We start from the raw sequence: 25,771 nt of genomic DNA, 5'->3' as shown, positions 1-25,771 counted from the left end.
GCCTGGCGTCGTGGACGGTGACCGGCCTGACGTTGGCCTTCTCGCACCTCGTCCGCCACGGCCGCCGGCAGCCGTGGTGCTGTGACACCCGCTCAACTCCGCGCCGCGACCAGTCGGCCCAGGACGCCGATCCCCTCCCGGATCTGCCGAATGGTCACGTTGCCGAATCCGATGACCAGCGCGGGGTGAAGGGGGTCGCGGGGAGCCTCGTCATCGGGCGTGACCCGGTAGTCGCCGAGCCCTCGCACGCCGACACCTGCGGCGCGTGCGTGGGCGACGAGCTGCTCCTCGTCCACCCCGGACGGCAGCCGGAGCAGGACGTGGTGACCGGCGTCGAGACCGGTGATGGTCGCTCCCGCCATGCTCTCGGTCACGGCCGACACGAGTGTGTCGCGCCGTTGGCGGTAGCTGTCCCGGACCTTGCGGAGGTGCCTGTCGAAACGGCCGGTCTGAATGAGTCGCGCCAGTGCCGCCTGGTCGAGCTGGGGAACGCCACGGCAGGAGAGGCGCTTCTCGGTCAGGATGCCGTCGCGGAATCGCGGCGGCGTGAAGACCCAGCCGATGCGCAGGGCGGGCGCCAGGGTCTTGCTGACCGATCCCAGTGCCACGACCCGCTCGGGCGCGAGGCCCTGGAGCGAGCCGACCGGTTGCCGGTCGTAGCGGAACTCGGCGTCGTAGTCGTCCTCGAGGATCACCCCGTCGACCTCGTGCGCCCACTGCACCAGCTCGTGGCGGCGGGTCGGGCTCAGCACCGCCCCGGTCGGGCACTGGTGGGCAGGCGTCAGCAGCACGGCGCGAGCGCCGCTGGCGCGCAGGTGGTCCACCCGGACCCCATCCCCGTCGACGGGGACGGCCGAGACCCGCAGGCCGGCACGGCGTGCGATGTGGTCGTGGTCCCGCGGCCCCGGGTCCTCCAGCCCGATTCGCTCGATGCCATGCGCGACGAGGGCACTGAGGACGAACGTAAGCCCTTGTCGGAATCCCGCCACGACGACCGTGTGCGCGGGGTCGACGCAGCCGGCCCGCACCCGTTGGTGGTAGGCGGCCAGTACGGCGCGAAGCTGCCCGTCTCCCTCGACGGCGCCGTCGCCGAGGTCGACGTTCCGCATCGTCCTGATGGCATCGCCCAGCGCCCACAGCCAGTCGCGCCTGGAAAACGCCCGCAGGTCGGGTACGCCGTAGCCGAAGTCGATGGTTGGCGCGGGGACCCGGGGCGCGGGGTCCACCTCGGCAGCGTCGGACAGGGTGAAGCCGGCCGACTCGGTCACCCCGTCGGCGACCCGGGTGCCCGAGCCGACGGTGGCGACGACGTACCCCTCGGCCAGCAGCTGCTCGTACGCCGAAACCACCAGGCCCCGGGACACACCCAGCTCGTCCGCCAGCTGACGGGTCGAGGGCAGCCGCTCGCCGGAGCGCAGCCTCCCCGACCGGATGGCGCCCCGCAGCGCGTCCTGGACCTGATGCCCCAGCGGCACGCCGGCGGACCGGTCCACTTCGAGCGCGAGCCCCGGCACCAGCCCGGAGAAGTCGACGGTCATGGGTTCAACGTAGCCCGCTGATCAACCGAAGTGGTCTCCTCCCATGCCGTTTGAATGGACCTTCACGTCGGACCGATTCCGGCAGACGCTTGACGCCATGCACTACGACCGATCGAGCAGGCCACAGACATGAGCATGGGGATCACGCTGGCGCTCCTCGCGGCGCTCGGTTACGGCGCGGCGGACTTCGTCGGCGGCGCAGGTGCTCGCCGGGTGCCCTCCATGTCCATCGTCTTCGCCGGCCAGCTGACCGGCGCTGCAGCGATGCTGACCGTCGCGCTCGTCTCACCCGGCGCACCGACCCTGGCCCACCTCGCGTGGGGGCCGCTCGCGGGAGTCGGCAGCGCGGCGGGAAGCATCTTCCTGCTTCGCGGACTGTCCCGGGGACACATGTCGGTGGTCGCTCCCACCTCGGCGGTCGGTGCCGCCGTCCTGCCGGTCCTGGCCGGGCTCGCCGGCGGCGAGCGACCGGTCACCCTGGCCTGGATCGGCCTCGCCCTCGCGATGCCGGGGATCTGGCTCCTCTCGCGACAGGTCCCGAACCACACTGAGGCCGTCGGCTCCGAAGCCTCGGCCGCGGGCCGCGGTGCCTTCGTCGACGGACTGCTGGGTGGCCTCGGGTTCGGCGTGCTCTTCGTGGCTCTCGGCCAGATCCCCGAGTCAGCTGGCACTCTGCCCTTGGCGCTCAATCAGCTCACCGGCGCCCTCGTCACGGTCGCCTTCGCTACGGCAGTTCGCCAGACCTGGCGACCCGGCAGGAGCGCCGCGGGTTGGGGGATCGCGACGGGGCTGCTCGGCGTGTCCGGCAGTTTCGCGTTCGTCGAAGCCCGCCACCTCACCGACCTCGGCGTGGTCGCCGTGCTCGCCTCGTTCTACCCTGCCGTCACCGTGCTGCTGGCACGGACGCTGCTCGGCGAGCGCCTCGGCATCGGGCAACGCCTCGGCCTGGTGTTCTGCTCGGCGGCCGTCGGGCTGATCGCCGCCGGCTGACCCACCCTCGAGAAACTCACCACCCATTAAAGGAAGAACGCCGGCTTCACGGAGTACGGCCCCGACCGGCGGCGGCGAACCACGAGCGGAAGGAGCCACCCGTGCTGACACAGGTCGCGGAGGGTGTACTGATCCACCGGAGCGAGTTGCTCCAGAACAATGCCGTTGTCGTGCAGGGCCGGGCCGGTGTGTTGATCATCGATCCGGGGCTCACGGTCGGCGAAATGCGCTGCCTCGCGAATGACCTGGCGGATTCGGGACGGCGCGTCGTCGCAGGTTTCGCGACCCACCCGGACTGGGATCACGTGCTCTGGCACGCCGAACTGGGCGAAGTGCCCCGGTACGGCACAGCGCGCTGCGCGGATGTCATGCGGGATCTGCGGTCCCGCGCGGACTGGAAGGCCCGTGCCGCCGAGGGGCTACCGCCGGAGATCGCCGAGGAGGTACCGCTGGACCTGTTCGGCCTGATCACCGGTCTGCCCACCGGAACCGTGCAGATCCCCTGGGACGGCCCTCGGGCCCGGATCATTGAGCATCCTGCTCACTCCCCGGGCCATGCGGCACTCCTGATCGAGGAGCGGGGGGTTCTCGTGGCTGGCGACATGCTGTCCGACGTCTTCATTCCGATGCTCGACGACTTCAACGGCACCAACGACCCCGTCAAGGACTACCTCACGGGGCTGAGCCTGCTGGAGGGAGTGGCGGACGAAGTCGACGTCCTCGTTCCGGGTCACGGTTCCGTGGGCAGGGCTGACCAGGTATCCGCACGGATCGAACAGGACCGCGCCTACCTGCATGCTCTGCGGGACGGGCACGCTCCCGACGACCCGCGGATCGGCCCGTCGGCCAAGCCTGGCTGGGAGTGGGTCGGCGACATACACGCAGGACAGGCCCAGCGCCTCGCCGAGAGGCGCGGACGCGACGCGACCACCGGCTAGCGATCGTCCTCTTGTGGAGTGACGCTCGCACCCGAGAGGAGGATGACCCGCGGGAGGCGTGCTCACGTCGGGCCGCGCGAATAGCGGTTCCCCTCTCCGGGATGTCGGCGCCGGGCCGTGCCACGTGGTCGACGTGCGGGTCTGTTCGTGGTCGGTGGGGCTGAGGGGGAGGCCGGGAGGGTGGCAGCGCCGCGCCCTCAGCGCTCGGCACCGGGGCAAATGAGTGGCCCGGCCGGCCCGTCCCGTCCTACCGTGCAACTGCATCGACTTCTCTCCCCGACTCCCGAGAGGACTTCACCCCGCGTGACGCCGCCTGCTCTCTAGACCTGACAACTTTCCCGTGCATCGGTCACCGACGTCCCCGTCGGCTCCTTTCCATGCCTTCTGTCAGGTCCTCAGGGAGATCATGTCTACGCGTCCTCATATCGTGCCGTCCTGGACCCCTCGGCGCACGAGCCTTGTCCTGCTCCCGTTCCGCTGCGTCCACTGCCATTCCGACCTCGCCGACATCGGCGACGGCAAGTTCCGCGTCGATGCCGACGGCGAACTTCTCGACATCTGGCGCCCGGCCGCCCGCGTTTCCAGCGTCCGCACCAGCAGAACGACGGTCCACGATCGTCGCCCGGTCCGATACCTGAATCCGGTGAGCCGCCGTGGGCCTCAGCCGGGGCGAGGGGCACGGTGGCCTCACCCCGGACTGCATCGCGCGGCGGTCCGTGCGCGGTCGCTCATGACCGGGCGCGATCGAACGTCGGGGGCGGCCCGATACCGGCGACGGTGAACGCCCGGGTGCGTACGTCTGTGCGTGCCGATGAACCGATGCTGGTAGCGGTACCGGCCTGCGGCAATGGACCTCGGTCCGCCGCCGGCCGGTGCCGGCGGCAGGTCGGCCCGTAGGGCGACGGCCCTCTTCGCCGCCCGCTCGGCGGCGTCGGCGGTCCCGGCCAGGTCCACGGGCGTTCGGCGGGGCGGGCCGGCCTGGCTGCGCGCCGGGACCAGGAGCCCGTCGGGGGTACGCTGGGCGGCTTCGACGGTGCCGGCGATGTCGCCGGCCGTGCGCGGTCGTGGTCGAGGCCGCGCAGTACGTTCCGCGGCTGGACCGGGTGTCGTCCGTGGACGGCTTGCTGCTCAACGCTGCCGGGGCCCCTGGCGGGCCGCGCTGGCGTCACGCCACTGGTGGCGCCCCGCGCCTGCCGGGTCGGCGGCTTGACTCGATCGCCAGCCGGCACCGGGACGCTGACCCGCGCGTGCGGCTCAGCGGTCGGCGATCGCCGCGACCGCCTCGACCTCGATCAGCAGATCCGGTCGGATCAGACCTGCCACCTGGACGAGTGAGCTGGTCGGCGGCCGTTCGACGTTGATGAACTCGTCCCGCACCGTGCGTACGGTCGCCAGCGCGGTGGTGTCGACGACGTAGAAGGTCAGCTTGAAGACGTCGTCCCACGTCGCGCCCGCGGCGGTCAGGGCGGCCCCGATGTTCTGCATGGCCTGGCGTGTCTGGGCCTCCCAGTCGCCGGCGGGCGCCGCGGTGCCGTCGGCGGCGATGGGCACCTGACCCGACGTCCAGACGAGCCGATGGCCGGGACCGATGGTGGCCACGTGGCTGTATCCGTTGGTCTGCGGAAGCGTCGGCGGCGTCGTGAGTTCGATGTCGGCCATGACGGTCACCCTAGGACCCGGCACAGGCACCGAACTGGACGGGGGTGCCGCGCTCGCTCCGGCTCGGCAACTCGCTGCGCCCTGCCCTGGCGACTTACCCGCCTGCCTCCGCCACCTGCCCGAAGGCGTGGACGATGCTCGCGGCGCGCGTCCTGATGAGCTGCTCCGAATCGTCCTGAGCCATCTGTCGCAGGCGAGGACTGCCAGATCATCTGGCCGTCGACACTTTGAACCTGATCCCTCGGGATCGAGCGGACCAGCGGCCAACCGAGGGCGTCAGCGAACGCGCCGACGTGACCCCAGTGTTGTCCGGGCGCAGCACGTAGCGCTGGGTCTGATGGTTCGGCTCGTTCACCGGGCTGCTCCCGACGCGCATGGTGGACGCCGGCGTGCCCGTGCTGCGGGCCGCCACGGCGGCTACCAGCTAGCGCAGCAGCGGGCCCAGATCGGCGACGATCCGGGCCATCGCCCGGATGATCTCGGTCTCGGTGCGCCAGACCAGGGCGTAGTTCAGGCGGGGCAGGTCGGTGATGGGCAGCCACCGCACGTCCGGCATGGCCCAGTGGTCGGTGACATGGATGGGGAATACCTGGACCGTGTCGCCGAGGGAGACGAGGTGGATGAGGTCGTCGCTGTTGGTGACCAATGCGCCGCGCTCGATCACCTGGCCGCGTGGGCTCCGGAACGGCAGGTACGCGTCCTCCCAGTAGTCCGGCAGGCGTTGGCCCATCCCGTTCGGGAAGTCGGCGAGCGCCTCCAGCGACACGGACGGTCGTCGGGCCAGCTCGTGATCGGCTGAGACCGCCAAGATCCGCCGGTCGCTGAACAGGACCGGCCCCACCGTGAGGTCAGGTTCGTCGATGGGCAGCCACGCGACGAGGATGTCGTGCTCGCCGGAGCGCAGAGCGGCGAACGGGTCAACGAACGAGGCTCGACGGATGTGCAACGACCACTGCGGATGCTGACGGCGAAACGTGTCCCAACACGGGCGCAGGTCGTACGTGTTGAAGGGGATCATTCCCACGCGGAGCGCACCGGTGACACCTCGGGCGACCCGCCGGGCCCTCTCGATGCTCTCCTGCAGGTCGGCGTAGACGGGTCGCAGATCGTTGCGCAGCTGCTCGCCGAGCGGGCTCAGCCGTACGGTACGGGTGGAGCGGTCGAACAGCAGACCACCGATCTGCCGTTCCTGTCGCTTGATGGCTTGGCTGACCCGAGCCGTGCTGACATGCAGCCGCTGGGCAGTTCGCCCGAAATGCAGCTCTTCGGCGAGTACCAGGAAGGTCTCGATGTCCCGCAGCTCCACCCATGTTCCGTTCACGAGGCACCTGTCCCTGCCAGCCGACCTTATCCGACCTGTCGTCGGCACCAGCGACCCTCCTCTGATCGCGACGCGACCGCGTCTCGACTTGCGTCAGCCGTGGGGTGTGCCAGCTCACGAGCTTCGCCACCGACAAGAGCCTGCTGCGGCGCGACTCCAGGGGCGGATTGTCAAGCGTGGCTGAACAGTGCGTTGCGGAGGACGCCGTTGATCACATGCATGCCGTGACGGACGCTGTGCGGGCCCACAACGTCGCTGATGAGGTTCGGAGGACCGGTGTGGGTGGTGCGGTCCGCGAACGTGCCAAAAAGGGACACGGTCCCGTGCTGAGAGGAATCCGATGACAACGTCAGGCAGCGCAACTTCCCGGGTCTGGTTGATCACCGGAGCGAGTCGTGGCCTTGGCCGCGCGTTCACCGAGGCCGCGCTCGCCGCCGGTGACCGTGTGGTCGGCGCGGCCCGCGACGTCTCGCCGCTCGACGACCTCGCCGCCCGGCATCCCGGCCGGCTGCTGGCGCTGCGCCTCGACGTCACCGACCGCGCGGCGGTCTTCGACGTCGTCGCCCGGGCGGTCCAGCACTTCGGCCGGCTCGACATCGTCGTGAACAACGCGGGCGCGCTGTATGCCGGGATGGTGGAGGAGTTCACCGAGGCCGAGGCCCGCGCCCAGTTGGACCTCAACTTCTTCGGCGCGCTCTGGGTCAGCCAGGCCGTCCTGCCGCACCTGCGGGCCCAGGGCAGCGGGCACCTGGTGCAGATCTCCAGCATCGGCGCGCTCGGCGGGTTCCCCAGCACGGGGCTCTACAGCGCGAGCAAGTTCGCCCTGGAGGGCATGAGCGAGGCGCTGGCCGCGGAGGCCGCCCGCTTCGGCGTCAAGGTCACCATCGTCCAGCCGGGCGGCTACTGGACGGACCTCTACACCAGCAGCAGGGCGACCACCCCGAACCCGGCCTACGACGCCCTGCGCGAGGAACTGGCCAGGCAGTGGGCGGAGGGGTCGGTCGACAGCGAGCCGCGGCTGGCCGCCGAGGCCGTGATGAAGCTGGTCGCCAGCGACGACCCGCCGCTGCGGCTCCTGCTGGGCAGCATGGTCTACGACGTCGCCTTCGACATCTCGAAGCGGCGCATGGAGACCTGGGCGGCCTGGGAAGAGGTGAGCCGCGCCGCCGAGAAGGCGATCCCGGCGCCGATCACCGAGCCGGCGTGACGGCGTCGCGGCGGCCGGGCGCAACCTCAGCGAGTGGGCAGTTGCAGGTGCGCGGTGATCGAAGCCGGCGATGGTCTGGCCACGACCAGAACCAGAAGACAAGGGAGTAGCTGGAGCTCGTGTTGTTTTCGATGACCGGCTCGTGCGGGAACGCGACGAGAGCCCCGGAGGGGAGTAGCGAGTGATGGAAACCGACGTGATCATCGTGGGTGCCGGTCCGGCCGGCCTCATGCTGGCCGGAGAACTGCGCCTGGCCGGAGTCCGGACGCTCGTGCTCGAGCGGCACCCGCGGCCGCGGGACATCCCGAAGGCGAGTGGCCTCGGCGGGCGGATCCTGGACCTGCTGCGCTACCGGGGCATCCTGGAGCGATTCGAGGAGGCCAGCAGCAACCCCCATGTGGCCCCCCGATTTCCGTTCGGCAGTATGCATCTGGACTTCACGCACCTGGCGGATCCGCCGATGCGGGCGATGCCAATACCGCAGCACGAGGTCGAGCGACTGCTCGAGGAGCGCGCGCGTGAACTCGGCGCCGACGTCCGCCGCGGACACGACGTGGTCGGGGTGACCCAGGACGACGCCACGGTGACCGCGCATGTGCGGGGACCGGACGGGCCGGCCCGAGCGACCGCCCGATACCTGGTCGGTTGCGACGGTGGGCGCAGCCGAATCCGCGATCTCGCGGGCATCGCGTTCCCCGGCACCACCTACCCGGAGGTCAACAGGTTGGGCCAGGTCACCGTGCCTGACTCGGTGAGAGTGCTCGACAACGGCGACATCGACGTCCCTGGGCTGGGCAGGATCCGCGCGGGTTTCACGCGGACGGACCGCGGTGTGTTCGCGTTCGCGGTCGCCTCCGGGGTCCTGTCCCTGCAGACCACCGAAGACGAAACGACCGAGTACGACGACGACGAGCCGCTGACCCTGACCGAGCTGGCGGACAGCGCTCGCCGTGTGCTCGGCGCGGATCTCCCCCTCGGGGAACCCATCCGGCTGTCGCGCTACACCTACAAGGATCGGCAGGCCGAGCGGTACCGCCACGGGCGGATCCTGCTGGCCGGCGACGCGGCTCACCTGTTCCCCGCCACCGGCACGGCGCTCAACGTCGGCATGCTCGACTCGGTCAACCTCGCCTGGAAGCTGGGCGCCGACGTCCACGGCTGGGCCCCGGCCGGCCTGCTGGACACGTACCACGACGAGCGCCACCTCGCCGGCGCACGTGCGCAGCTGCAAACCCGAGCCCAGGCAGCCCTGAGGCGCGGACACGACCCGGCCGCCGAGGCGCTCCGGCAGGTCTTCCAGGAACTGGTCGTCGACGAGCCGGCACTGCGCCGGATGGGAGCACTCCTCGCCCACGCCGACATCCGTTATCCGACGCAGGGCGCCGGCCAGCACGCCCTGGTCGGCACCTTCGCACCCGACCTGACCCTGCACACCGACCAGGGCGTCACCAGCGTCGCGGAACTCATGCACGCGGCCCGGCCCGTCCTCCTCGACCTGGCCGACCGCGCGGACCTGCGCCGGACCGCCCGGGACTGGCAGCCGCGCGTCGACATCCGCACCGCGAAGGCCGACAACCGACCAGCCGACGCCCTGCTGATCCGTCCCGACGCGCACATCGCCTGGGTCGCAACGCTCGACGAACCCGTCGCCGCCGCCGAACCCAATCTGCGAGCAGCACTCTCCCGCTGGTTCGGCACACCCCCGACGACCACGGTCCCCGTCCTCCAACCGGGCTCATGAAGACGCGGTGAGGGTACCGACGGCTGGGTGAGGTGAGGCTCCCGGTGAGACAGGCAGTCGACCAGGACAGTCGCCCTCACCGGGAGCCTCGTTGCTGTCCCGTTCTCTTCAGTCGCGAGCGCCACGGCGTCCACGTATAGGTCGTTCGGGCAGACTATGGCTTGTCGACCCACTGGACGTTGGTGGGCCGACGGCCGGTCCGCAGGAATTCGTGGCCTGCCTGGCGGGCCTGTCCCTCCGTGATCTCGAAGGGGTCGGCGCCGTCGGCGGTGAACCACGGGTCGGCGAACGCGTATTCGGCGTCGCCGGCTGTCAGGCCGGGTGGGGCGCCGGGCGGTACCGGCCCCCAGCCGAGCATCACCTCGTCCTCGTCCTCCCACACCAGCCCGGACTGGTCCCCGGCAAGGGTGATGTGCAGGGACCGGACGCCGTCCTCGCTGACCAGCGACAGGCCGCTGGAGGGTACGCGGTCGAGCACGGCGTCGAGGTCGGCGGCGCCGGCCACGGTGGTGCGGGTGCCATCGATCCACGCCTGCACGGACGCGTCCACCGGCTGCTCGCGAGCCGTGGGGTCGCGCAACCAGTCGGGCAGTACGGTGAGCCGGTTACCGGCCAGATCCAGCCGAGTGAGTGCGGCCAGGGAGCCCAGTGACTCCGGCAACTCGATGAGCTGGTTGTCGGTCAGGTGCAGCCGGGTGAGAGCGGTCAGGCCACCCAGCGACTCGGGCAGCGTGGTGAGCTGGTTGCCGGTCAGGTCCAGCCGGGTCAGCGCGGCGAGGCTCCCCAGCCATTCCGGCAGCGTGGTGAGCTGGTTGTCGGCCAGGTCCAGCCAGGTGAGCGCCGTCAGGCCACCCAGCGACTCCGGCAGCACCGACAGCCGGTTACCGGAAAGGCCCAGCCAGGTCAGGGCGCTCAGGTTACCGAGCGACTCCGGCAGCACGGTGAGCCGGTTGCCGCCCAGGCCCAGCTCGGTGAGGGCGGTCAGGTCACCAAGCCATTCCGGTAGCGAGGACAGCTCATTGCCGACCAGGATCAGCCGGGTGAGGGTCGTCAGGCCGCCCAGTGACTCCGGCAGGGTGTCCAACGAGCGCCCGGACAGATCCAACGACGAGGCGCCACTGCGCCGTGCCGCCTCGATCTGGTCGTCGATCCAGTCCATCTCACGCCCACATCCCGTCGTCATCGGCGGTCATGATCGATTGTCGGAGCCGATACGGCGCGATTAGACCACTTCCGCGAGCGGCACTGTCGCCACGGTCCGTCCGACCGATCACGCCGACATGATCGTGCACAACGACGAGCCCGAGCAGCCGTCCTGGGAGAGTCGGGCCCGCTGACGCACTCAGGCCGGCCCGGCGCGGCGCACCGCCGTGGCGGTCTCGGCAGCCCCCGTCGCCCGGTCGGTGTCATAGGCGTGCCGGGACCGCTCGACCTGCTCCAGGTGGGTGCTGGCCCACTCCGCGAGGTGGGCGAAGAGGGGAGCGAGGCTGGACCCGAGCTCGGTGATCTCGTATTCGACCCTCGGTGGGACCTCGGGATGGTAGGTGCGCGCGACGAGGCCGTCGCGTTCGAGCTGCCGCAGCCGCTGGGTGAGCACCTTCGGGGTGATCGTGGTCAGTCGGCGTTCCAGCTCGACGAACCGCTGCCGGCCGTAGGTGTGCAGCGCCCACAGGATCGGGGTCGTCCACCGGCTGAACACGATGTCCACGACGGGGGCGATCGGGCAGGCCTGCTCCGGGTCGCCGGAGATCGGGGGCTGCCACGTCGCCTGGGTCTGGGGCATGCCGGCTCCCTTTCGGGTAGTCACTTTCCTCTAGGTACCTACTATATCGGCGCTGCTACGGTTCCCCGCGTCCACCGCCGCACCACGGGCTGCGGAGGCATGACCAGGCCGTTTCCGTCCGGAGGCGACCGACGCGCAGGAATGGGGGACCGACATGATCGTCGTGACAGGAGCCACGGGCAACGTGGGTCGTTCGCTGCTGAAGAACCTCGCGGGCACCGCCGCCGTGACGGCGGTGTCGCGCGGGCAACTGCCCGTCGACGTGCCGGAGGGCGTACGTCACCGGCGGGCCGACCTGGCGGAACCGGAAACCCTCCGGCCAGCGGTGGCCGGGGCCCACGCGCTGTTCCTCCTCGTCGCCGGCGCCGGCGCCCACCTGGACGTCGACCAGATCCTCCAGGTGAGCCGCGCCGGCGGGGTCGAACGGGTGGTGCTGTTGTCGTCGCAGGCGGCCGGAACCCGCCCGGAGTCGGTGTCGCACGCACCGCTGCGCGACATCGAGCGGGCGGTCGAGAACTCAGGTCTGGCCTGGACGATCCTGCGGCCCGGAGGGTTCGCCTCCAACGCGTACGCGTGGGCCGAGTCGGTCCGCGCCCGCAGGACCGTCGCCGCGCCGTTCGGCGACGTGGGCCTGCCGGTCGTCGACCCGGACGACATCGCCGGTGTGGCCGCCACCGTCCTGCGGGACGCCGCGCACGCCGGCCGCCGCTACGAGCTGACCGGACCCGCCCTCAGCACGCCCCGGCAGCGCGCCGCCGACCTCGCCGCCGCGCTCGGCGAACCGATCGAGTTCGTCGAGCAGTCGCGTGACGAGGCGCGCGCACAGATGCTGCGGTTCATGCCCGAGCCGGTCGTCGACGGCACGCTGTCCATCCTCGGCGAACCGACGCCGGCGGAGCAGCGCGTCAGCCCGCACGTCCAGCAGTTGCTCGGCCGGCCCGCGCGCACCTTCGCGCACTGGATTGAGCGGAACGTCGACGCGTTCCGCTGACGACCGGAACCGATGGGAACGCCGGCGGCGGCCCGTGGAGATGTCACGGGCCGCCGCCGTGCGGCGGAGCGACGTGCGCCGGGCAACGTGTTCCGTGGCGGCGACTCCGTCGGCGTCCCACTGCCGTACGAGACGAACGGGCCGACCGAGCGGCCGGGACGCCTGAGTGGTGGCGCCCGGCCCCTCGGTCAGTCGGCTCAGCGCACCCGGTCGTAGACGAGTGCCAGCGTGCCGTGCTCGCCCGCGGTCTGGCTGACGAGCTCCCACCGGCCCGAGGGCAGGCCGTCGTCGAAGAGGCGCGGCCCGCCGCCGAGGAAGACCGGGAAGACCGTCATCGCCAGCCGATCGACCATGTCGGCCGCCAGCAGCGCCTTGATGACGCTCGCGCTGGCGAGTACGAGGATGTCGCCGCCCTCGGTCGCCCGGAGTTCCGCGACCGCTTCGGCGGTCGGCTTGTCGACGATCGTCGTGCGCTCCCACGGCGCCTCGCCGAGGGTGGCGGAGAGGACCACCTTGTCGGTGTCGACGAGCCACTTCGCGAAGCCGACGTCGCGCGGATCTGCCCCGGCCATGCCGATGACGGTGGGCCAGAAGCTGAGGAAGCCCTCGGCGTTGACCCGCCCGAGCAGGGCCGTCGTAGCCGGCTCCCAGAGGCTGGTCAGGTGGTCGCGGGCCACGTCGGTGTGGGCGTACGGCATCACCCAGCTCATGTCCTGCGGGTCGCGCGGCCCGGCGTAGTGGCCGTCGAGGGAGAGGGCGATGTTGGTGACGACCCGGCGGCCGGTGGTCTGCTCGGTCACTTCGTGCTCCTTGTGTCGGTGCCGACGCGGTCGGCGGCGTCGGTGGCGTGCGGGTCCGCGGCGAGGATCGCCGCGAGCTTGTCGAGGCTCTGGCCGAAGCCGATCTCGATGCCGGCGATGAAGTCGGCGGAGTCGACGGTGCTGTCGGTGATCCGCCAGTGCACGTCGAGGTCCGTGCCGGTGTCGGTGGGCCGGAGGTGGAGGTCGACGTGGGCGGTGAAGGCGACACCGCCGCCGGGAAGCTGGGGCGACAGCCGGTAGGCGAGGCGCTCGCCGGGGCGGACGTCCTCGACGGATCCCTCCGCGCGCCCGGCGACCGGGTCGGAGCCGTCGGTGTCCTCGGCGTCGCGGTATTCGTGGACGATCCGCCCGCCCGGCCGCGCCTCGAATACGAGCTCGGAGATGCGCAGGTCGTTGGGCGTCCACCAGCGAGCGAGCAGGGCGGCCTCGGTGAGGTGACGCCACACCGGCTCGGTGCCGGCGGCCAGCGGCCTGCGGAACCGGAACGAGCGGCCGTCGGCCCATCCCGACTCCTGCGCGGCGAGCCGCTCCGCGTCGAGGCTGATCCCGTAGCGCTCGTAGGTCGCGTGCGGGCCGTCGACCTGCTCCGCGGTGTCGGCGAGCCGGCCGAGCACGGTCGCCAGGTCCCGCAGGGCGGCGGGGCGGAGCGCGTAGACGCGGCGCTGGCCGGTGCGTTGTGAGGTGACCACGCCGGCGCGTTCGAGGGTCTGCAGGTGCTTGGTCGTCTGCGGTTGGCGTGCGCCGGCGAGCTGGGCGAGGACGCCGACCGGGCGTGGGCGCTCGGCCAGCAGTTCCACGAGCCGCCAGCGGACCGGGTCGGCCAGCGCGGTGAGGAGTCCGTCCATGACGATCACTATTCTCCGCAAAGAATATTCCTGTCAAGGAATAATTTGCGCGTGCTCCGGTGGCGTGTCATCGCCGGGTCGTGCTCGCCTGGGGGACGGGTGCGAAAGAGGCCCAGGTCCTGGTGGGAGGGCGGTCGCCGTCGGGGGGCCGGTGTCAGTGGGCCTGGGAACGGAAGGCGATGGTGGCGCCGAGGGCCGCGCTGGCCGGTACGGCGATCTCGCCCGCGCGGGGCCTGGCGTGCGGCACCCCGGCTGCCCGCAGGTGGTCCTCGGTCTGGGTCAGGTCGCGCACGGCGATCGTGTAGCCGGCGAAGCCGGGCAGGGCCGGCGGCCCGCCCGGCACCGCGGAGGCGGCGACCAGGGTGAGGGTGGCGTCGTCGAGGTCGAAGGTCGCCGTGGGGCCCGCGCGGCGGGCGGCGCGGCCCAGGTAGGTCTCGTAGCGGCGAGCCGCCTCGGGCAACTCGTCGTCCGCCACGCACAGCGTGCATCCGACCAGGTCGACCGCGCCGTTGGCGTGCGTCGGCCGCTGTTCCCCGTCGACCGGGGCGTTCTCGGCGATGCCGAGCCTGCCCTCGGGCAGCCGCCCGGATGGCGCGCCCGGCACGTCGCCGTCGAACTCCAGGTAGCGGGCGGGGACCATCCTTGTGCCGTCGCCGGTCTCGATCGGGCGCTGGATCGCGTGCACGCCGCCGTGGCCGACGCCGACGGCGTCGAGCCGACGGGCGGCGCGGTCGATGTCCGGCGAGTCGAAGATGAGGATGTGCAGGCCGGGGAACCGGTCCAGGCAGGCGGCGAGGTTCGCGGCGGCGCCGCGGACGGCGGCGAGGAGCCCGGGCAGCCTGTCGTCGGGGACCTCGATGGGAATCGTCCGGGAATCGTCCGGGAGCGGCTGGCCGTCCCCGACGGGGGTCACGATCTCGACGAAGTTGCGGCGCAGGTAGACGTGGGTGTTCGCCGCGCCGACCGGACGGGCGAGGGCTCCCGGCGCGGCCGGCAGCGCCGGGCACGCCGGCGGTGGCACCGTGAAACCGAGCCGACGGTACGTCTCGACGGCCGCGGACATGTCCGCCGCGACCAGGCCCACGTGGTGCAGGCCGCCGATGTCGTCGCCCATGGTCGTCACCTCTCGTCGGTCGACGCGCCGTAGGCGGCGCGGCGGTAGTCGTCGGTGTGCCGGTCGAAGATCTCGATGACCGCCGGGGCGGCGGCGGCGAGCCGGGGCGGCGGCGGTGGCTTCGCCGGCTCGAAGGCGTGGCGCAGCGTGTCGGCCAACCGGTCTGCTCTGCCCGGGAGCCCCGGTTCGATCTCGGGGGAGAGGAACGGGTCGATGCCGAAGAAGCCGAACATGACCGCGGGCAGGGTGTAGTCCAGGTCCTCCGGCCGCAGGCCCGGGCGCAGCAGGCCGTGGTCGGCCAGGACGTCCAGGTAGTCGCGGGAGGCCAGCAGCTTGGCGCTCTGCAGCGGCCGGCGGGCGGGGCTGGACAGGAACCGGTCCAGCACGTCGGTGTCCCGCGTGAAGATCGCGCGCAGGACCGGCCGCGACATCGCCTCCAGGAAGAACCGGCGCATGTACCGGTGGAGCGCGATCTCCTTCGGATCGTCCCGCATGGCGGCGACCACCGCCGAGAGCATCGCGACGGCCTCCCGCGCGCCGACGGCGAAGAACAACTGCTCACGGCTGCGCCAGTGCAGGTAGACGGTGCCCTTGCCGACGCCGGCGTGCCGGGCGATCTCGTCGATCGTCACCCGCCGGTAGCCCCAGCGCAGCAGCAGATCCCTGGCCGCGTCGAGGATCCGGTCGGCGCGACCGGTCTGGTCGGGCTGCCGCTCGGCCATGACTGCTCCTTCCGATGACTGATGACCAAAATAGCATTCTGGTCATCAGTCACCAAGAGGAGCCGTTGATCGGTGTGGTGCGCGCTGGACCGTCCCGGGTCCTGCTTCAGGTGATCCAGGTTTCGTGCAGGTGACGCCAGCGCAGGCCGTTGCGGCCGTCGGGCGCGGAGGTGAAGATCACCACGGCTCGGCGGGCGTTGGACGAGGTCGGCGTCCGCTGATGCTCCTCGTAGGCAGCCACGACCATCCCGTCCTCGTTCAGCAGTACGCGCGGGTCGCGGATCTCCAGGACGAGGCCCGGGGCGGCTCCGTGGGCCTCTGTCATCATCGGCGCCATGTCGGGCAGGGTATTGAGTGAGCCGTCCGGGTCGTACCACGTGAAGTCCGGCGTGTGCATGTCGAGAAAGGAACGGACGTCGGCCGGGTCCGCCTCGCCGCGCAGCCAGCTCTCGATGAAACGATGATGCTGGACGATTTCGTCGACGGCGCCGTTCACAGCATGGCCCCGGCGTTCCGCTCGGTCCTGATGTTCCTCTCGATCCAGGTGCGCAGAGGTGTCAGTTCGACGCCGAAGAGCGCTTCGACCTTGTCCGCGTCGCCTTCGTAGAGACCGATGCCCTCGGGCGCGGCGAGCCACCGGTATGTGTCGGCCACGCCCGCCGCGACAGCCGCGCCGAGCACGGGTGCCATCTCTTCCTCGTACGTGTCGGCGTGCACCGACACGTACCGGATCTCCCGGCCGAGCACGGAGGCGAAGGCGGCCGCCAGTTCGGGGCCGGTCACCGCGTCCCTTCCGCCCACGTCGATGGCCGTTCCGGTCAAGTCGTCGCGGTCGAACGCGGCGGCCGTGAGGGCGCCGAGATCGTCGTGGGCCAGCCAGGCGACCCGGTGGCCCTCCGGAAGCGGGTAGGGAAGGAAGCCGTTGGCCAGGGCTGCCCGTGCCCAGGGAGCGGCCAGGTTGTCCAGGTAGACGGGTGGGCGCAGCACGATGGTCGGGACGCCGGACGACAGGAAGGCCTCGACCGCGTCCCGTTTCGACTCGAAGGCCGCAACGCCCGTCCGTGCCACCGGGATGCGGTTACCAGTGTTGTACACCAGTCGTTCCAGGCCATCGGCCGCCGCGACGATGTTGTCCACGTGCCGGGCCACCGCTGCCGGCTCGAACTCCATGGGCAACGTCACCGAGGCCCGCGTCACCCCGTCGAACGCGGCCCGTACGGCGGCGGGGTCCGCGAGATCCCCGCGCACCCAGTCCACACCGGACGGCCCCGCCGTGCTCCGGCCGAAGCCGCGCACGCGGTGCCCGTCTCTCAGCAGTCGCCGTGCGACCGCTCCGCCCTGCGTGCCGCCCGCACCGATCACCAGGTAGGTATCGCTCATGTGCTCCAGACTGCCGGGAACCCCCTGTACGTTCTATAAGAATGAGTCCTGTCTCCTTTAAGGATCGTCCGAGACCGTGGAGGTGCGGCAGATGTCCTCGCCCGGGGCCGATCTGCTCGGAGAACTGCTGGCGCCGCTGCGTCTGGAGGGCGTGTTCGCCAGCCGCTGGAAGGTTCGCGCGCCCTGGGGCCTGCGCGGCGACCAGGAACGGAACGCGATCCTGCACTACGTGCACTCCGGCGAGTGCGCGATCACCATGCCCGGCAGATCCGATCCGATCACCCTGGGCGCGGGCGAGCTCGCGGTCTTCCCGTACGGCACCGCGCACGAGTTGGCGGACCGGCCCGGCCGCGCCACGACCCCGATCGACCTGCTGCTCCCCGGCCGCCCTGCCGGGACGACCACCGAGGTCCGCGTGGACGGCCCGGGCCCGGCGACCGAGCTGCTGTGCGGCGGGCTGCACTACGACGAGAGCGCGGTGTCGCCGCTGTATCGTGCGCTGCCGGAGGTCCTCGTGCTCGACCGTGAGATGCTGGCCGGCGAGCCGCTGCTGGCCGGCACCCTCGACTGTCTGGCCGACGGAACGCGCGACGACGCGCCCGGCGCCCAGCTGGTGGCGCTGCGCTCGTTCGAGCTGGTCTTCGTGCTGGCGCTGCGGGTGGCGGTGGGCAGGCTCGCCGACGCCTCGCCCGCGCTGCAGGCGTTGCGACACTCGGCGATCGGCCGTGCCCTGCTGGCGATCCAGACCCGCTTCGACGAGCCGTGGACGCTGGAGTCACTGGCCCGGGAGGCGAACATGTCACGGTCGGCGTTCGCGACCACATTCACCCGCCTCGTCGGCGAGGCCCCGGCCCGCCACCTGACCGGCCGCCGGATGCGCGAGGCGGCCCGCCTCCTGAACGAGACCGCCCTGCCGCTCGGCGTGCTCCCCGGACGGGTCGGCTACCGCTCGGCCGTCGGCTTCCACCTGGCCTTCCGGCGACATTTCGCTGTGACGCCCGGCGAATACCGCCGCACCCGCACATCACCCCGACAAACCACCGAGCATCCGGACGCGGCTCTCTCATGCTGATCTGCAGCGAACCCAACTCGTCCTCGGGCGGAGCGTTCCGGCGTCGCCGCCGGAGGCCGGGCGACGGCAGGCTGGTGACCCGTCGCCCCGCCTCGTGCCGGCTCACCCCTGGACGGGTGCCGGGTCACCCCTGAACGGCGCGGGCGATGCTCTCGCGGATGGGCGCGTAGTGCTCGGCGACGGCGGCCCGCAGCACCGCCGGATCCCCGGCGGTGACGGCGTCCACGATGGCGCGGTGCCGCTGGGCGGTGATGACCCGGTGTTCGGGCTCCGTGCGCAGGGTGGGGGCCACGATGGCCTGCACCTGCCAGAACGCCTCGGTGAGCTGGAGGATCAGGTCGTTGCCCAGGGGTTCCATCAGCTTGACGTGGAAGGCCCGGTCGACCTCGAGGAAGTCCTTGTCCTGGGCGGCCAGGTCCTCCATCTGGTCGACGAGCGCGGAGAGCTGCGCGCGGTGGTCCCCGTCGAGGACGGCGATGATCTCGGCCGCCAGTCCCTGTTCGAGGGTCTGCCGGACGTCCACGACCTGCCCGAGTACGTGGTGGTCCTCCTCGCCGCTGAGCAGGCCGCGGAAGGCCAGGCTCTCCACGAGGGCGTTGAGGGACATGCGGCCGACGAAGGTGCCGTGCCCGTGGCGCACCTCGACGATGTCGAGGGCCGAGAGGATCTTGACCGCCTCGCGGACGCTGGACCGGCTGGCGCCGACCGCCTCGCACAGCTCCGTCTCGGTGGGCAGCAGGTCGCCGGGCTTGAGGCGATTGCGCAGGATGTAGTCCTTGATCCCGGTAACGACCTCCTGCCGGCGGGGACCCGGGCGCTCCTGCCCGCGTAGCGGACTCGCGTCGATCGTCGTCATCTGCCCCTTGCCCTTCGTTCACGGATCTGTCACGCTCAGCGTATCGGCATCAGACGTCAGACGTCAGACCCCATACACTCGAATCCCCCGCAGCGCTGAGCGGTCACGCGGAGCGCATGAAGAGCCTATGGAGGCAATCACGTGAGCACCACCCACAAGCCGTCGAGGGGGCGGTTCGGCGCGCCGCGCCGGATCCGCCCGCTGGCCACGGCGGCCACCGCGGCGACCCTGGCGCTCGGGCTGGCAGCTTGCAGCGGCGGCCCCGCGTCGACCAACGCCGTCTCCGACGGCAAGGGCGGAAAGTCGATCGAGGCGACGATGGCTTTCACCCTCTCCAGCGGGTTCGACCCCGGCAACGCCTCGTCGGCGGTGGCCACGGCGGCCAACCAGCACATCTTCGAGGGCCTCGTCGACCTGGACCCGATCACCCGTGAGCCCTACCTCGCGCTGGCCAAGGCCTTCCCGACGCCCAGCGCCGACGGTCGCACGTACACCGTGTCCCTGCGGGACGGCGCCAAGTTCTCCGACGGCACCCCGGTCACGGGCGAGGACATCGCCTGGTCGTTCAACCGGGTGCTCAAGCCGGCCGACCCGGCGGCACCGCCGCTGATGCAGGGGTTCATCCCGTTCATCGAGACGGTCACCGCCAAGGACGCGTCGACGGCCGAGTTCAAGCTGAAGTACCCGTTCGCCCTATTCGCCGAGCGCATCTCCGTCATCAAGATCGTGCCCAAGGCGAAGACCGCCGACGCGGCCGCCGCGAAGGCCTTCGACACCGCGCCGATCGGCTCCGGCCCGATGAAGCTGGACAGCGCGTCGAAGGAGTCCGGCATCAAGATGAGCCGGAACCCGAACTACAACGGCCCCCGCCCGACCAAGGTCGACACGATGACGTGGAACACCACGTCGGAGGCGGCGGCCCGGGTGTCCGACCTGCAGGGCGGCCGGGTGCAGGCGATCGAGTCGGTGCCGTACCTCAACGTCGACTCGCTCAAGGGCAAGTACACCGTCGACGTGAAGCAGGCCTTCAACCAGGTCTTCCTCATGTTCAACACCCAGGCGGCGCCGTTCAACGACAAGCGGGTGCGCCAGGCGCTGCACTACGCCATCGACAAGGAAGCCGTCATCAAGACGGCGCTCAACGGGTACGGCAGCCCGGCGACGAGCTACCTCGACGAGGGCAACAAGGGCTACCAGAAGGCCGCCACGGTCTACGACCACGACCTCGACAAGGCCAAGGCACTGCTCGCCGAGGCCGGGGTCAAGAACCTGTCGATCCAGCTCGACACCACGGACAACTCCGTCGTGAAGGACGTCGCCCCGCTGGTCGTGGAGCAGTGGAAGAAGATCGGCGTCAACGCCAGCCTCAACACGGTGCCGTCCGCGGCCATCTACGGCGACGTCGTCCCGAAGGACACCTTCCGGGTGCTGATGGCCACCGGCGACCCGAGCGTCTTCGGCGTCGACACCGACCTGCTGATGCGCTGGTTCTACTACGGCGAGACCTGGCCGGGTAAGCGTTACCGCTGGAACGACGCCGACCGCAAGGCGATGGCCGCGCTGCTCGACAAGGCGGCGCAGACCTCCGACGAGGCGGCCCGGAAGGCCCTGTGGAAGCAGGCCCTCGACATGGTGGCCGACGAGGTTCCGCTCTACCCGATCCTGCACACGAAGGTCGTCACGGCCTACGACCCCGCGAAGATCACCGGATTCTCCGGCGCGGCGACCACCGGTCTGTACTTCCTGGACAGCAGCCGCAGCGGCTGAGTCCGGGACCGGGGGTCCGGAACCACCCCTTGCGTCCCGCCCCGCCCCGGCCACCCGGGGGCGGGGCGGGGCCTCCGGCGCCCCGTGACGAGAGAGAGACACGATGCTGACCGTCCTGAGCCTGGTCGCGCGACGACTCCTGACCCTGATTCCCCTGGTGCTGGGCATCACGCTGTTCGTCTTCGTGATCATGCAGTTCTCCCCGATCGACCCGGCGCTGTCCGTCCTCGGGGACCAAGCGACCCCCGCGCAGGTCGCGGCGTTCAAGGCCGCCAACGGCCTCGACGACCCGCTGCCGCTCCGCTACCTGCACTTCCTGGGCGACCTGCTCCGGGGCGACCTCGGCATGACCTTCCCGCCCTCGGTGCCGGTCGCCGACAAGATCGCCACCGCGCTGCCGCTGACGATCCAGCTGACGGCGCTGGGCGTGCTCGGCGCGCTGGTCATCGCCCTGGCGCTCGGCATCCCGGCCGCGCTGTACCGGGACCGCTGGCCCGACCAGGTCATCCGGTTCGTCTCCATGGCCGGTATCGCCATGCCGTCCTTCTGGCTGGCACTGTTGTTCATCCAGGAACTCGCCGTCCGCCGCCCGATCTTTCCCACCGGCGGATACGTCAACCCGGCCGACTCGCCCAGCCTCTGGTTCCAGTCGCTCGTCATGCCCGCGCTCGCGCTCGCCGTGCCCGTGGGGTGCTCGCTCGCCCGGATCGTGCGGACGTCCATGGTCGAGGAACTCGACAAGGACTACGTCCGCACCGCGATCGGCGCCGGCCTGCCGCCCCGCGTGGTGATCGGCCGCAACGTGCTGCGCAACGCGCTGGTCAACCCGCTCACCGCGCTGGGCCTGCGGATCGGCTACCTCATCGGCGGCACCGTGGTCATCGAGGCCATCTTCTCGCTGCCCGGCATGGGCACCCAGATCATGAGCGCGGTGCAGCAGAACGACACCGCGCTCGCGCAGGGAACCGTCCTGACGATCGCCCTCGGGTTCGTCGTGGTGAACCTGATCGTCGACATCCTCTACCTCTTCGCCAACCCCCGACTGCGCGGAGGCCACTGATGCGCCGGACGCTCACCGCCCAACTCTCGCGCCCCGGCGTCGCCTTCCGACGGCTCGGCCTCACCGCCCGGATCGCGCTCGGCTTCGTCCTGCTCATCGTCGTGGTGGGCCTCCTCGCGCCGCTCCTGCTCCGACACGACCCGGCGCAGGCCGGGCTGGGCCCCGCGCTCACCGGCCCCAACGGCGACTTCTGGTTCGGCCTGGACAAGCTGGGGCGCGACGTCTTCTCCCGGCTGGTCGCCGGCACCCGCCGCTCCCTGATCGTCGGGTTCGGCGCGGCCGGCATCGCCCTGCTCGTCGGCGGGATGCTCGGCGCGATCGCCGGCACCAGCCGGACCGCGGTGGACGAGGTGGTCATGCGCTGCCTCGACGTGGTCATGGCGTTCCCCGCCATCGTGCTCTCCGCCCTGCTGATCATCTCGTTCGGCAAGAACAGCCTGCTGGTCCTCGTGCTCGCGATCGGCTTCGTCTTCACCCCGTCCATCGCGCGCATCGTCCGGGCCAACGTGCTCTCGCAGTACCGCGAGGACTACGTCTCGGCCGAGCGGATCATCGGGGCGCGCCGGCCCCACATCCTCTGGCGGCACGTGCTGCGCAACTGCGCCGCCCCGATCATGGTCTTCGTCACCGTCATGGTCGCCGACGCGATCGTCTTCGAGGCGTCCCTCTCGTTCATCGGCGGCGGGCTCGCGCCCCAGGAGGCCGAGTCCTCGTGGGGCTCGGTGATCGCCTTCGGCAAGGAGATGGTGCAGATCGGCGGCTGGTGGGCCACCTTCTTCCCTGGCCTGCTGATCCTGCTCACCGTGCTCGCCCTCAACGTGCTCTCCGAGGGGATGTCGGACGCCTGGGCCGCCCCGGCGGCCCGACGGGCCACCGCCGCGTCGGCCGCCGACCCGGTCGAGCGGGCGCAGCCGGGCACCGGCGAGGTCGTGCCCCTGCCCGGTCTCGACCTCGCGGCGCAGCGCCTCCGCGAGCGCGCCCGGCCCCTTCCGCAGGGCGAGCCCGTCCTGCGGATCAAGGACCTGTCCATCGGCTTCGAGGGGCGTCACCAGGGCGTCGACATCGTCGACGGGATGACGTTCGACGTCCGTCCCGGCGAGGTGGTCGGCCTCGTCGGCGAGTCCGGCTCGGGCAAGTCCCTGACCGCCCTGGCCGTCATGGGCCTCCTGCCGCAGGGGGCGCGCGTACGCGGGGAGATCCACTTCCGGGGCGAGAACCTGCTCGCGATGAGCACGAAGCGCCGGCGCGCCCTGATGGGCCGGGAGATCACGATGGTCTACCAGGACGCCCTCTCCGCGCTGAACCCCGCGCTGCGCGTCGGCGCCCAACTGGCGCAGATGATCCGCCGCGGCGGCACCCGGTCGGCCGAGGAACTGATGGAACTGGTGGGCCTGGACCCCCGGCGCACCCTGACCGCGTACCCGCACGAGCTCTCCGGCGGGCAGCGGCAGCGCGTGGTCATCGCCATGGCCCTGTCCCGGGACCCGAGCCTGATCATCGCCGACGAGCCGACCACCGCGCTCGACGTCACGGTGCAGGCGCAGGTGATGGAGCTGCTGCTGCGGCTGCGCGAGCAGCTCGGCTTCGCCCTGATCCTGGTCAGCCACGACCTCGCGCTGGTCAGCGACGTCTCCGACCGGGTCGTCGTGATGTACGGCGGGCAGATCGTGGAGACCGGGGTGACCGCCGACGTGATCGAGGCGCCGGCGCACCACTACGCCCGGGGACTGCTCGGGTCCGTCCTCTCCCTGGAGTCCGGCGCCGAGCGGCTCACCCAGATCCGTGGCGTGGTGCCGTCGCCGGCCGACTTCCCGTCCGGCTGCCGGTTCGCCGACCGGTGCCCCAAGGCGACCGAGATGTGCCGGGAGACGGTCCCCCGGCTGACCGGCACCGCCGGGCACGGGTACGCCTGCCACCACCCGGCCGTCACCGTCAGCGACAAGGAACTGATCCGATGAGCGGGACACCCCTGCGCGAGCCGATCGTCGAGCTGCACGACGTGCACGTGCAGCACCGCACCCGCGGCGGCGGCCTGTTCAACCGGGCGCGGGTGCACGCCCTCACCGGCGCGGACCTCGCCGTGCGCCCCGGCGAGACCGTCGGCATCGTCGGCGAGTCCGGCTGCGGCAAGTCCACCCTGGCCAAGGTCCTCGTCGGGCTCCAACGGCCGACCAGCGGCGTGGTCAGCTTCGCCGGCAAGGACGTGTGGTCGATGAGCGCGGCGGAACGCCGCCGGCACATCGGCGCGGGCGTCGGCATGGTCTTCCAGGACCCGGCGACCTCGCTGAACCGTCGCATGCCCGTCCGCGACATCCTGCGCGACCCGCTCGACGTGCACCGCCGCGGCACCAGGGCGCAGCGCGAGGCACGGGTCGCGGAGCTGATGGCCCTGGTGGGACTGCCGCGCTCCGTCGCCGAGGTGCTGCCGAGCCAGCTCTCCGGCGGCCAGCGGCAGCGGGTGTCCATCGCGCGGGCCCTGGCCCTGGAGCCGGGACTGGTCATCGCCGACGAGCCCACCAGCGCCCTCGACGTCTCGGTCCGCGCCCAGATCCTCAACCTGCTGCTGGACCTCAAGGACCGGCTCGGGCTGGCGATGGTCTTCGTCTCCCACGACATCCAGACCGTCAAGCGGATCAGCGACCGCGTGATCACCATGTACCTCGGCCGGATCGTCGAGCAGGCGCCGGCCGCCCTGCTCCCCGAGGGCGCCCGGCACCCGTACACCCGCGCGCTCTTCTCCGCGACGCCGGGTCTGCTCTCGCCGATCGACCCCATTCCGCTCGTCGGGCCCGTTCCCTCCGCCACCCGGCCGCCCAGCGGCTGCCCCTTCCGGACCCGGTGCTGGAACGCCACCGACCACTGCGCCACCGAGATGCCACCGCCTGAGCGGGCCGACGCCGACGGCGACGACGCCCACGAGTTCCGGTGCCATCACCCCGTCCCCGCCGGGACCAGCAACGCGGAGCTGGTCGAGCTCGCCGGCGCGGCGACGGGCCGCACCACCCCCCTACATGTCGAGGAGACAGCGTGACCACCCCAGCCCCGCGGTTCGCCGGAGTCGTGCCGCCGACCGTCACCCCCCTGACCCAGGAGGGCGAGGTCGACGTCAACTCCCTCGAACGGCTCGTCGAGCGGATGCTCGCCGCCGGCGTCGACGGCATCTTCGCGCTGGGCAGCTCGGGCGAGACCGTGTTCCTCACCGACCGGCAGCGGGACCAGGCCCTCGAGGCCATCGTCAAGACGGTGGGGGGCGTCGTACCCGTCATCGCGGGCTGCATCGAGCCGACCACCCGGCGGGTGCTCGACCGGGCCGAGGCGTCGGCGCGGCTGGGCGCCGACGCGCTGGTGGTGACCGCGCCCTTCTACGCCATCGTCGGCCCGCACGAGGTCGAGCGGCACTTCCGGTCGGTCGCCGCGTCGGCCGAACTGCCTACGCTCGCGTACGACATCCCGGTCTGCGTGCACACCAAGCTCTCCACCGGCCTGCTCACCCGGCTCGCCGCGGAAGGGGTGCTCGCCGGGGTCAAGGACTCCAGCGGCGACGACGTGGCCTTCCGGCAGCTGGTGCTGGCGGTCGCGGAACACGCGCCGGACGCCGGCTTCGGCCTGCTGACCGGGCACGAGGTGGTCGTCGACGCGATGATGCTGGCCGGCGCCTCCGGCTCCGTGCCCGGGCTGGGCAACGTGGACCCGGCCGGCTACGTCCGGCTGCACCGGGCCTGCGTCGGCGGCGACTGGGACGCCGCCCGCCGCGAGCAGGACCGGCTGACCCGGTTGTTCCGCATCGTCGAGGCCGCCGACCCCGCCACGGCGGCCGGGGCGACCAGGGGCGTCGGCGCGTTCAAGACCGCCCTCGCCCTGCTCGGCGTCATCGACAGCAACGCCGTCTCCCTTCCCCTGCGGCCGCTCGACGCCGACGAGACGGCGAGGGTGCGCACCCAGCTCGAACTGGCGGGACTGCTCTGA

At 71.5% G+C, this 25,771-nt stretch carries 23 protein-coding genes; 11 read left to right on the top strand and 12 right to left on the bottom strand.

Translation table 11 applies throughout. The annotated features are described in order from the left end of the window. Positions 1-92: 92 nt before the first annotated feature. On the bottom strand, positions 93-1,538 hold the full coding sequence (gene pdxR, locus GA0070606_RS07215; protein WP_091096183.1) for a MocR-like pyridoxine biosynthesis transcription factor PdxR: 1,446 nt from the start codon (positions 1,536-1,538) through the stop codon (positions 93-95). A gap of 129 nt (positions 1,539-1,667) precedes the next feature. On the opposite strand from pdxR, the gene GA0070606_RS07210 reads away from it, so the two are divergent. Beyond that, entirely contained in the window at positions 1,668-2,528 is an 861-nt protein-coding gene (locus tag GA0070606_RS07210; protein WP_091096181.1) for a DMT family transporter, read from the top strand. Positions 2,529-2,629: 101 nt separating this feature from the next. Continuing rightward, positions 2,630-3,466 (top strand): MBL fold metallo-hydrolase, encoded by an 837-nt coding sequence (locus GA0070606_RS07205; RefSeq protein ID WP_091096180.1) that lies wholly within the window; start codon positions 2,630-2,632, stop codon positions 3,464-3,466. Between the two features lie 1,254 nt (positions 3,467-4,720). Here the strand turns inward: GA0070606_RS07205 and GA0070606_RS07195 are convergent. Next, positions 4,721-5,125, bottom strand: coding sequence for a RidA family protein (locus tag GA0070606_RS07195; RefSeq protein ID WP_091096178.1), 405 nt, complete (start codon positions 5,123-5,125; stop codon positions 4,721-4,723). Positions 5,126-5,549: 424 nt separating this feature from the next. Then, a complete protein-coding gene (locus GA0070606_RS07190) occupies positions 5,550-6,431 on the bottom strand; it encodes a LysR family transcriptional regulator (RefSeq protein WP_091096176.1) in 882 nt (293 codons plus the stop codon). Between the two features lie 355 nt (positions 6,432-6,786). On the opposite strand from GA0070606_RS07190, the gene GA0070606_RS07185 reads away from it, so the two are divergent. Both GA0070606_RS07185 and GA0070606_RS07180 read left to right on the top strand, forming a co-directional pair. Beyond that, complete coding sequence (locus GA0070606_RS07185; protein ID WP_091096174.1) at positions 6,787-7,653, top strand: SDR family oxidoreductase; 867 nt, start codon at positions 6,787-6,789, stop codon at positions 7,651-7,653. A 184-nt stretch (positions 7,654-7,837) separates the two neighbouring features. After that, positions 7,838-9,394 carry an FAD-dependent monooxygenase gene (locus GA0070606_RS07180; protein ID WP_091096172.1) on the top strand — a complete coding sequence of 519 codons (1,557 nt, stop codon included), beginning with the start codon at positions 7,838-7,840 and terminating at the stop codon, positions 9,392-9,394. 154 nt (positions 9,395-9,548) lie between these two features. On the opposite strand, the gene GA0070606_RS32420 is transcribed toward GA0070606_RS07180, so the two are convergent. Together GA0070606_RS32420 and GA0070606_RS07170 are read right to left on the bottom strand one after the other, a co-directional pair. After that, the gene (locus tag GA0070606_RS32420) at positions 9,549-10,577 is read right to left on the bottom strand and encodes an Imm1 family immunity protein (RefSeq protein ID WP_176737262.1); all 1,029 of its coding nucleotides are present in this window, start codon (positions 10,575-10,577) and stop codon (positions 9,549-9,551) included. A gap of 159 nt (positions 10,578-10,736) precedes the next feature. After that, entirely contained in the window at positions 10,737-11,177 is a 441-nt protein-coding gene (locus GA0070606_RS07170; protein ID WP_091096170.1) for a winged helix-turn-helix transcriptional regulator, read from the bottom strand. A gap of 154 nt (positions 11,178-11,331) precedes the next feature. On the opposite strand from GA0070606_RS07170, the gene GA0070606_RS07165 reads away from it, so the two are divergent. Further along, positions 11,332-12,168: an NAD(P)H-binding protein gene (locus tag GA0070606_RS07165; RefSeq protein WP_091096169.1), complete on the top strand. Its 837-nt coding sequence runs from the start codon at positions 11,332-11,334 to the stop codon at positions 12,166-12,168. 197 nt (positions 12,169-12,365) lie between these two features. Here GA0070606_RS07165 and GA0070606_RS07160 read toward each other — a convergent pair whose 3' ends face one another. The 6 genes from GA0070606_RS07160 to GA0070606_RS07135 all read right to left on the bottom strand — a co-directional run bounded on the left by GA0070606_RS07160 (position 12,366) and on the right by GA0070606_RS07135 (position 17,050). Further along, entirely contained in the window at positions 12,366-12,968 is a 603-nt protein-coding gene (locus GA0070606_RS07160) for a dihydrofolate reductase family protein (RefSeq protein ID WP_091096167.1), read from the bottom strand. Continuing rightward, positions 12,965-13,834, bottom strand: coding sequence for a metalloregulator ArsR/SmtB family transcription factor (locus GA0070606_RS07155; RefSeq protein WP_091107409.1), 870 nt, complete (start codon positions 13,832-13,834; stop codon positions 12,965-12,967). The genes GA0070606_RS07160 and GA0070606_RS07155 overlap by 4 nt, the downstream gene beginning before the upstream one ends. A 154-nt stretch (positions 13,835-13,988) precedes the next feature. Further along, on the bottom strand, positions 13,989-14,948 hold the full coding sequence (locus GA0070606_RS07150) for a VOC family protein (protein ID WP_091107408.1): 960 nt from the start codon (positions 14,946-14,948) through the stop codon (positions 13,989-13,991). A gap of 5 nt (positions 14,949-14,953) precedes the next feature. Beyond that, positions 14,954-15,670 carry a TetR/AcrR family transcriptional regulator gene (locus tag GA0070606_RS07145; protein ID WP_091096165.1) on the bottom strand — a complete coding sequence of 239 codons (717 nt, stop codon included), beginning with the start codon at positions 15,668-15,670 and terminating at the stop codon, positions 14,954-14,956. 106 nt (positions 15,671-15,776) lie between these two features. Further along, on the bottom strand, positions 15,777-16,166 hold the full coding sequence (locus GA0070606_RS07140) for a nuclear transport factor 2 family protein (protein WP_091096164.1): 390 nt from the start codon (positions 16,164-16,166) through the stop codon (positions 15,777-15,779). Continuing rightward, a complete protein-coding gene (locus GA0070606_RS07135) occupies positions 16,163-17,050 on the bottom strand; it encodes an NmrA family NAD(P)-binding protein (protein ID WP_091096162.1) in 888 nt (295 codons plus the stop codon). The genes GA0070606_RS07140 and GA0070606_RS07135 overlap by 4 nt, the downstream gene beginning before the upstream one ends. 91 nt (positions 17,051-17,141) lie before the next feature. On the opposite strand from GA0070606_RS07135, the gene GA0070606_RS07130 reads away from it, so the two are divergent. Then, positions 17,142-18,122 carry an AraC family transcriptional regulator gene (locus GA0070606_RS07130; protein ID WP_091107406.1) on the top strand — a complete coding sequence of 327 codons (981 nt, stop codon included), beginning with the start codon at positions 17,142-17,144 and terminating at the stop codon, positions 18,120-18,122. A 124-nt stretch (positions 18,123-18,246) separates the two neighbouring features. Here GA0070606_RS07130 and GA0070606_RS07125 read toward each other — a convergent pair whose 3' ends face one another. Beyond that, complete coding sequence (locus GA0070606_RS07125) at positions 18,247-18,978, bottom strand: FadR/GntR family transcriptional regulator (RefSeq protein ID WP_091096160.1); 732 nt, start codon at positions 18,976-18,978, stop codon at positions 18,247-18,249. 141 nt (positions 18,979-19,119) lie between these two features. Here GA0070606_RS07125 and GA0070606_RS07120 point away from each other — a divergent pair, with 141 nt between their 5' ends. The 5 genes from GA0070606_RS07120 (at position 19,120) to GA0070606_RS07100 (ending at position 25,771) form a co-directional block, all read left to right on the top strand. Continuing rightward, positions 19,120-20,745 (top strand): ABC transporter substrate-binding protein, encoded by a 1,626-nt coding sequence (locus tag GA0070606_RS07120; RefSeq protein ID WP_091096158.1) that lies wholly within the window; start codon positions 19,120-19,122, stop codon positions 20,743-20,745. Positions 20,746-20,848: 103 nt separating this feature from the next. Continuing rightward, a complete protein-coding gene (locus tag GA0070606_RS07115; RefSeq protein ID WP_091096156.1) occupies positions 20,849-21,805 on the top strand; it encodes an ABC transporter permease in 957 nt (318 codons plus the stop codon). Then, a complete protein-coding gene (locus GA0070606_RS07110) occupies positions 21,805-23,763 on the top strand; it encodes a dipeptide/oligopeptide/nickel ABC transporter permease/ATP-binding protein (protein ID WP_091096154.1) in 1,959 nt (652 codons plus the stop codon). The genes GA0070606_RS07115 and GA0070606_RS07110 overlap by 1 nt, the downstream gene beginning before the upstream one ends. Next, the gene (locus GA0070606_RS07105; protein WP_091096153.1) at positions 23,760-24,836 is read left to right on the top strand and encodes an oligopeptide/dipeptide ABC transporter ATP-binding protein; all 1,077 of its coding nucleotides are present in this window, start codon (positions 23,760-23,762) and stop codon (positions 24,834-24,836) included. Before GA0070606_RS07110 ends, GA0070606_RS07105 begins: the two co-directional genes overlap by 4 nt. Next, positions 24,833-25,771, top strand: a complete 939-nt coding sequence (locus GA0070606_RS07100; RefSeq protein ID WP_091096151.1) for a dihydrodipicolinate synthase family protein — start codon at positions 24,833-24,835, stop codon at positions 25,769-25,771. The genes GA0070606_RS07105 and GA0070606_RS07100 overlap by 4 nt, the downstream gene beginning before the upstream one ends.

Source organism: Micromonospora citrea (genome assembly GCF_900090315.1).
Classification (GTDB): domain Bacteria; phylum Actinomycetota; class Actinomycetes; order Mycobacteriales; family Micromonosporaceae; genus Micromonospora; species Micromonospora citrea.
The sequence above is the reverse complement of the archived record's forward strand: the minus strand, read 5'-3'. Positions and strand labels throughout refer to the sequence as shown.

Excerpts from the sequence above, each read along its gene's own strand:
- pdxR (WP_091096183.1), bottom strand. The coding sequence starts at position 1,538 with ATGACCGTCGACTTCTCCGGGCTGGTGCCGGGGCTCGCGCTCGAAGTG.
- GA0070606_RS07210 (WP_091096181.1), top strand. The coding sequence starts at position 1,668 with ATGAGCATGGGGATCACGCTGGCGCTCCTCGCGGCGCTCGGTTACGGC.
- GA0070606_RS07195 (WP_091096178.1), bottom strand. The coding sequence starts at position 5,125 with ATGGCCGACATCGAACTCACGACGCCGCCGACGCTTCCGCAGACCAAC.
- GA0070606_RS07185 (WP_091096174.1), top strand. The coding sequence starts at position 6,787 with ATGACAACGTCAGGCAGCGCAACTTCCCGGGTCTGGTTGATCACCGGA.
- GA0070606_RS07180 (WP_091096172.1), top strand. The coding sequence starts at position 7,838 with ATGGAAACCGACGTGATCATCGTGGGTGCCGGTCCGGCCGGCCTCATG.
- GA0070606_RS32420 (WP_176737262.1), bottom strand. The coding sequence starts at position 10,577 with ATGACGACGGGATGTGGGCGTGAGATGGACTGGATCGACGACCAGATC.
- GA0070606_RS07170 (WP_091096170.1), bottom strand. The coding sequence starts at position 11,177 with ATGCCCCAGACCCAGGCGACGTGGCAGCCCCCGATCTCCGGCGACCCG.
- GA0070606_RS07165 (WP_091096169.1), top strand. The coding sequence starts at position 11,332 with ATGATCGTCGTGACAGGAGCCACGGGCAACGTGGGTCGTTCGCTGCTG.
- GA0070606_RS07155 (WP_091107409.1), bottom strand. The coding sequence starts at position 13,834 with ATGGACGGACTCCTCACCGCGCTGGCCGACCCGGTCCGCTGGCGGCTC.
- GA0070606_RS07150 (WP_091107408.1), bottom strand. The coding sequence starts at position 14,948 with ATGGGCGACGACATCGGCGGCCTGCACCACGTGGGCCTGGTCGCGGCG.
- GA0070606_RS07145 (WP_091096165.1), bottom strand. The coding sequence starts at position 15,670 with ATGGCCGAGCGGCAGCCCGACCAGACCGGTCGCGCCGACCGGATCCTC.
- GA0070606_RS07135 (WP_091096162.1), bottom strand. The coding sequence starts at position 17,050 with ATGAGCGATACCTACCTGGTGATCGGTGCGGGCGGCACGCAGGGCGGA.
- GA0070606_RS07130 (WP_091107406.1), top strand. The coding sequence starts at position 17,142 with ATGTCCTCGCCCGGGGCCGATCTGCTCGGAGAACTGCTGGCGCCGCTG.
- GA0070606_RS07125 (WP_091096160.1), bottom strand. The coding sequence starts at position 18,978 with ATGACGACGATCGACGCGAGTCCGCTACGCGGGCAGGAGCGCCCGGGT.
- GA0070606_RS07115 (WP_091096156.1), top strand. The coding sequence starts at position 20,849 with ATGCTGACCGTCCTGAGCCTGGTCGCGCGACGACTCCTGACCCTGATT.
- GA0070606_RS07110 (WP_091096154.1), top strand. The coding sequence starts at position 21,805 with ATGCGCCGGACGCTCACCGCCCAACTCTCGCGCCCCGGCGTCGCCTTC.
- GA0070606_RS07105 (WP_091096153.1), top strand. The coding sequence starts at position 23,760 with ATGAGCGGGACACCCCTGCGCGAGCCGATCGTCGAGCTGCACGACGTG.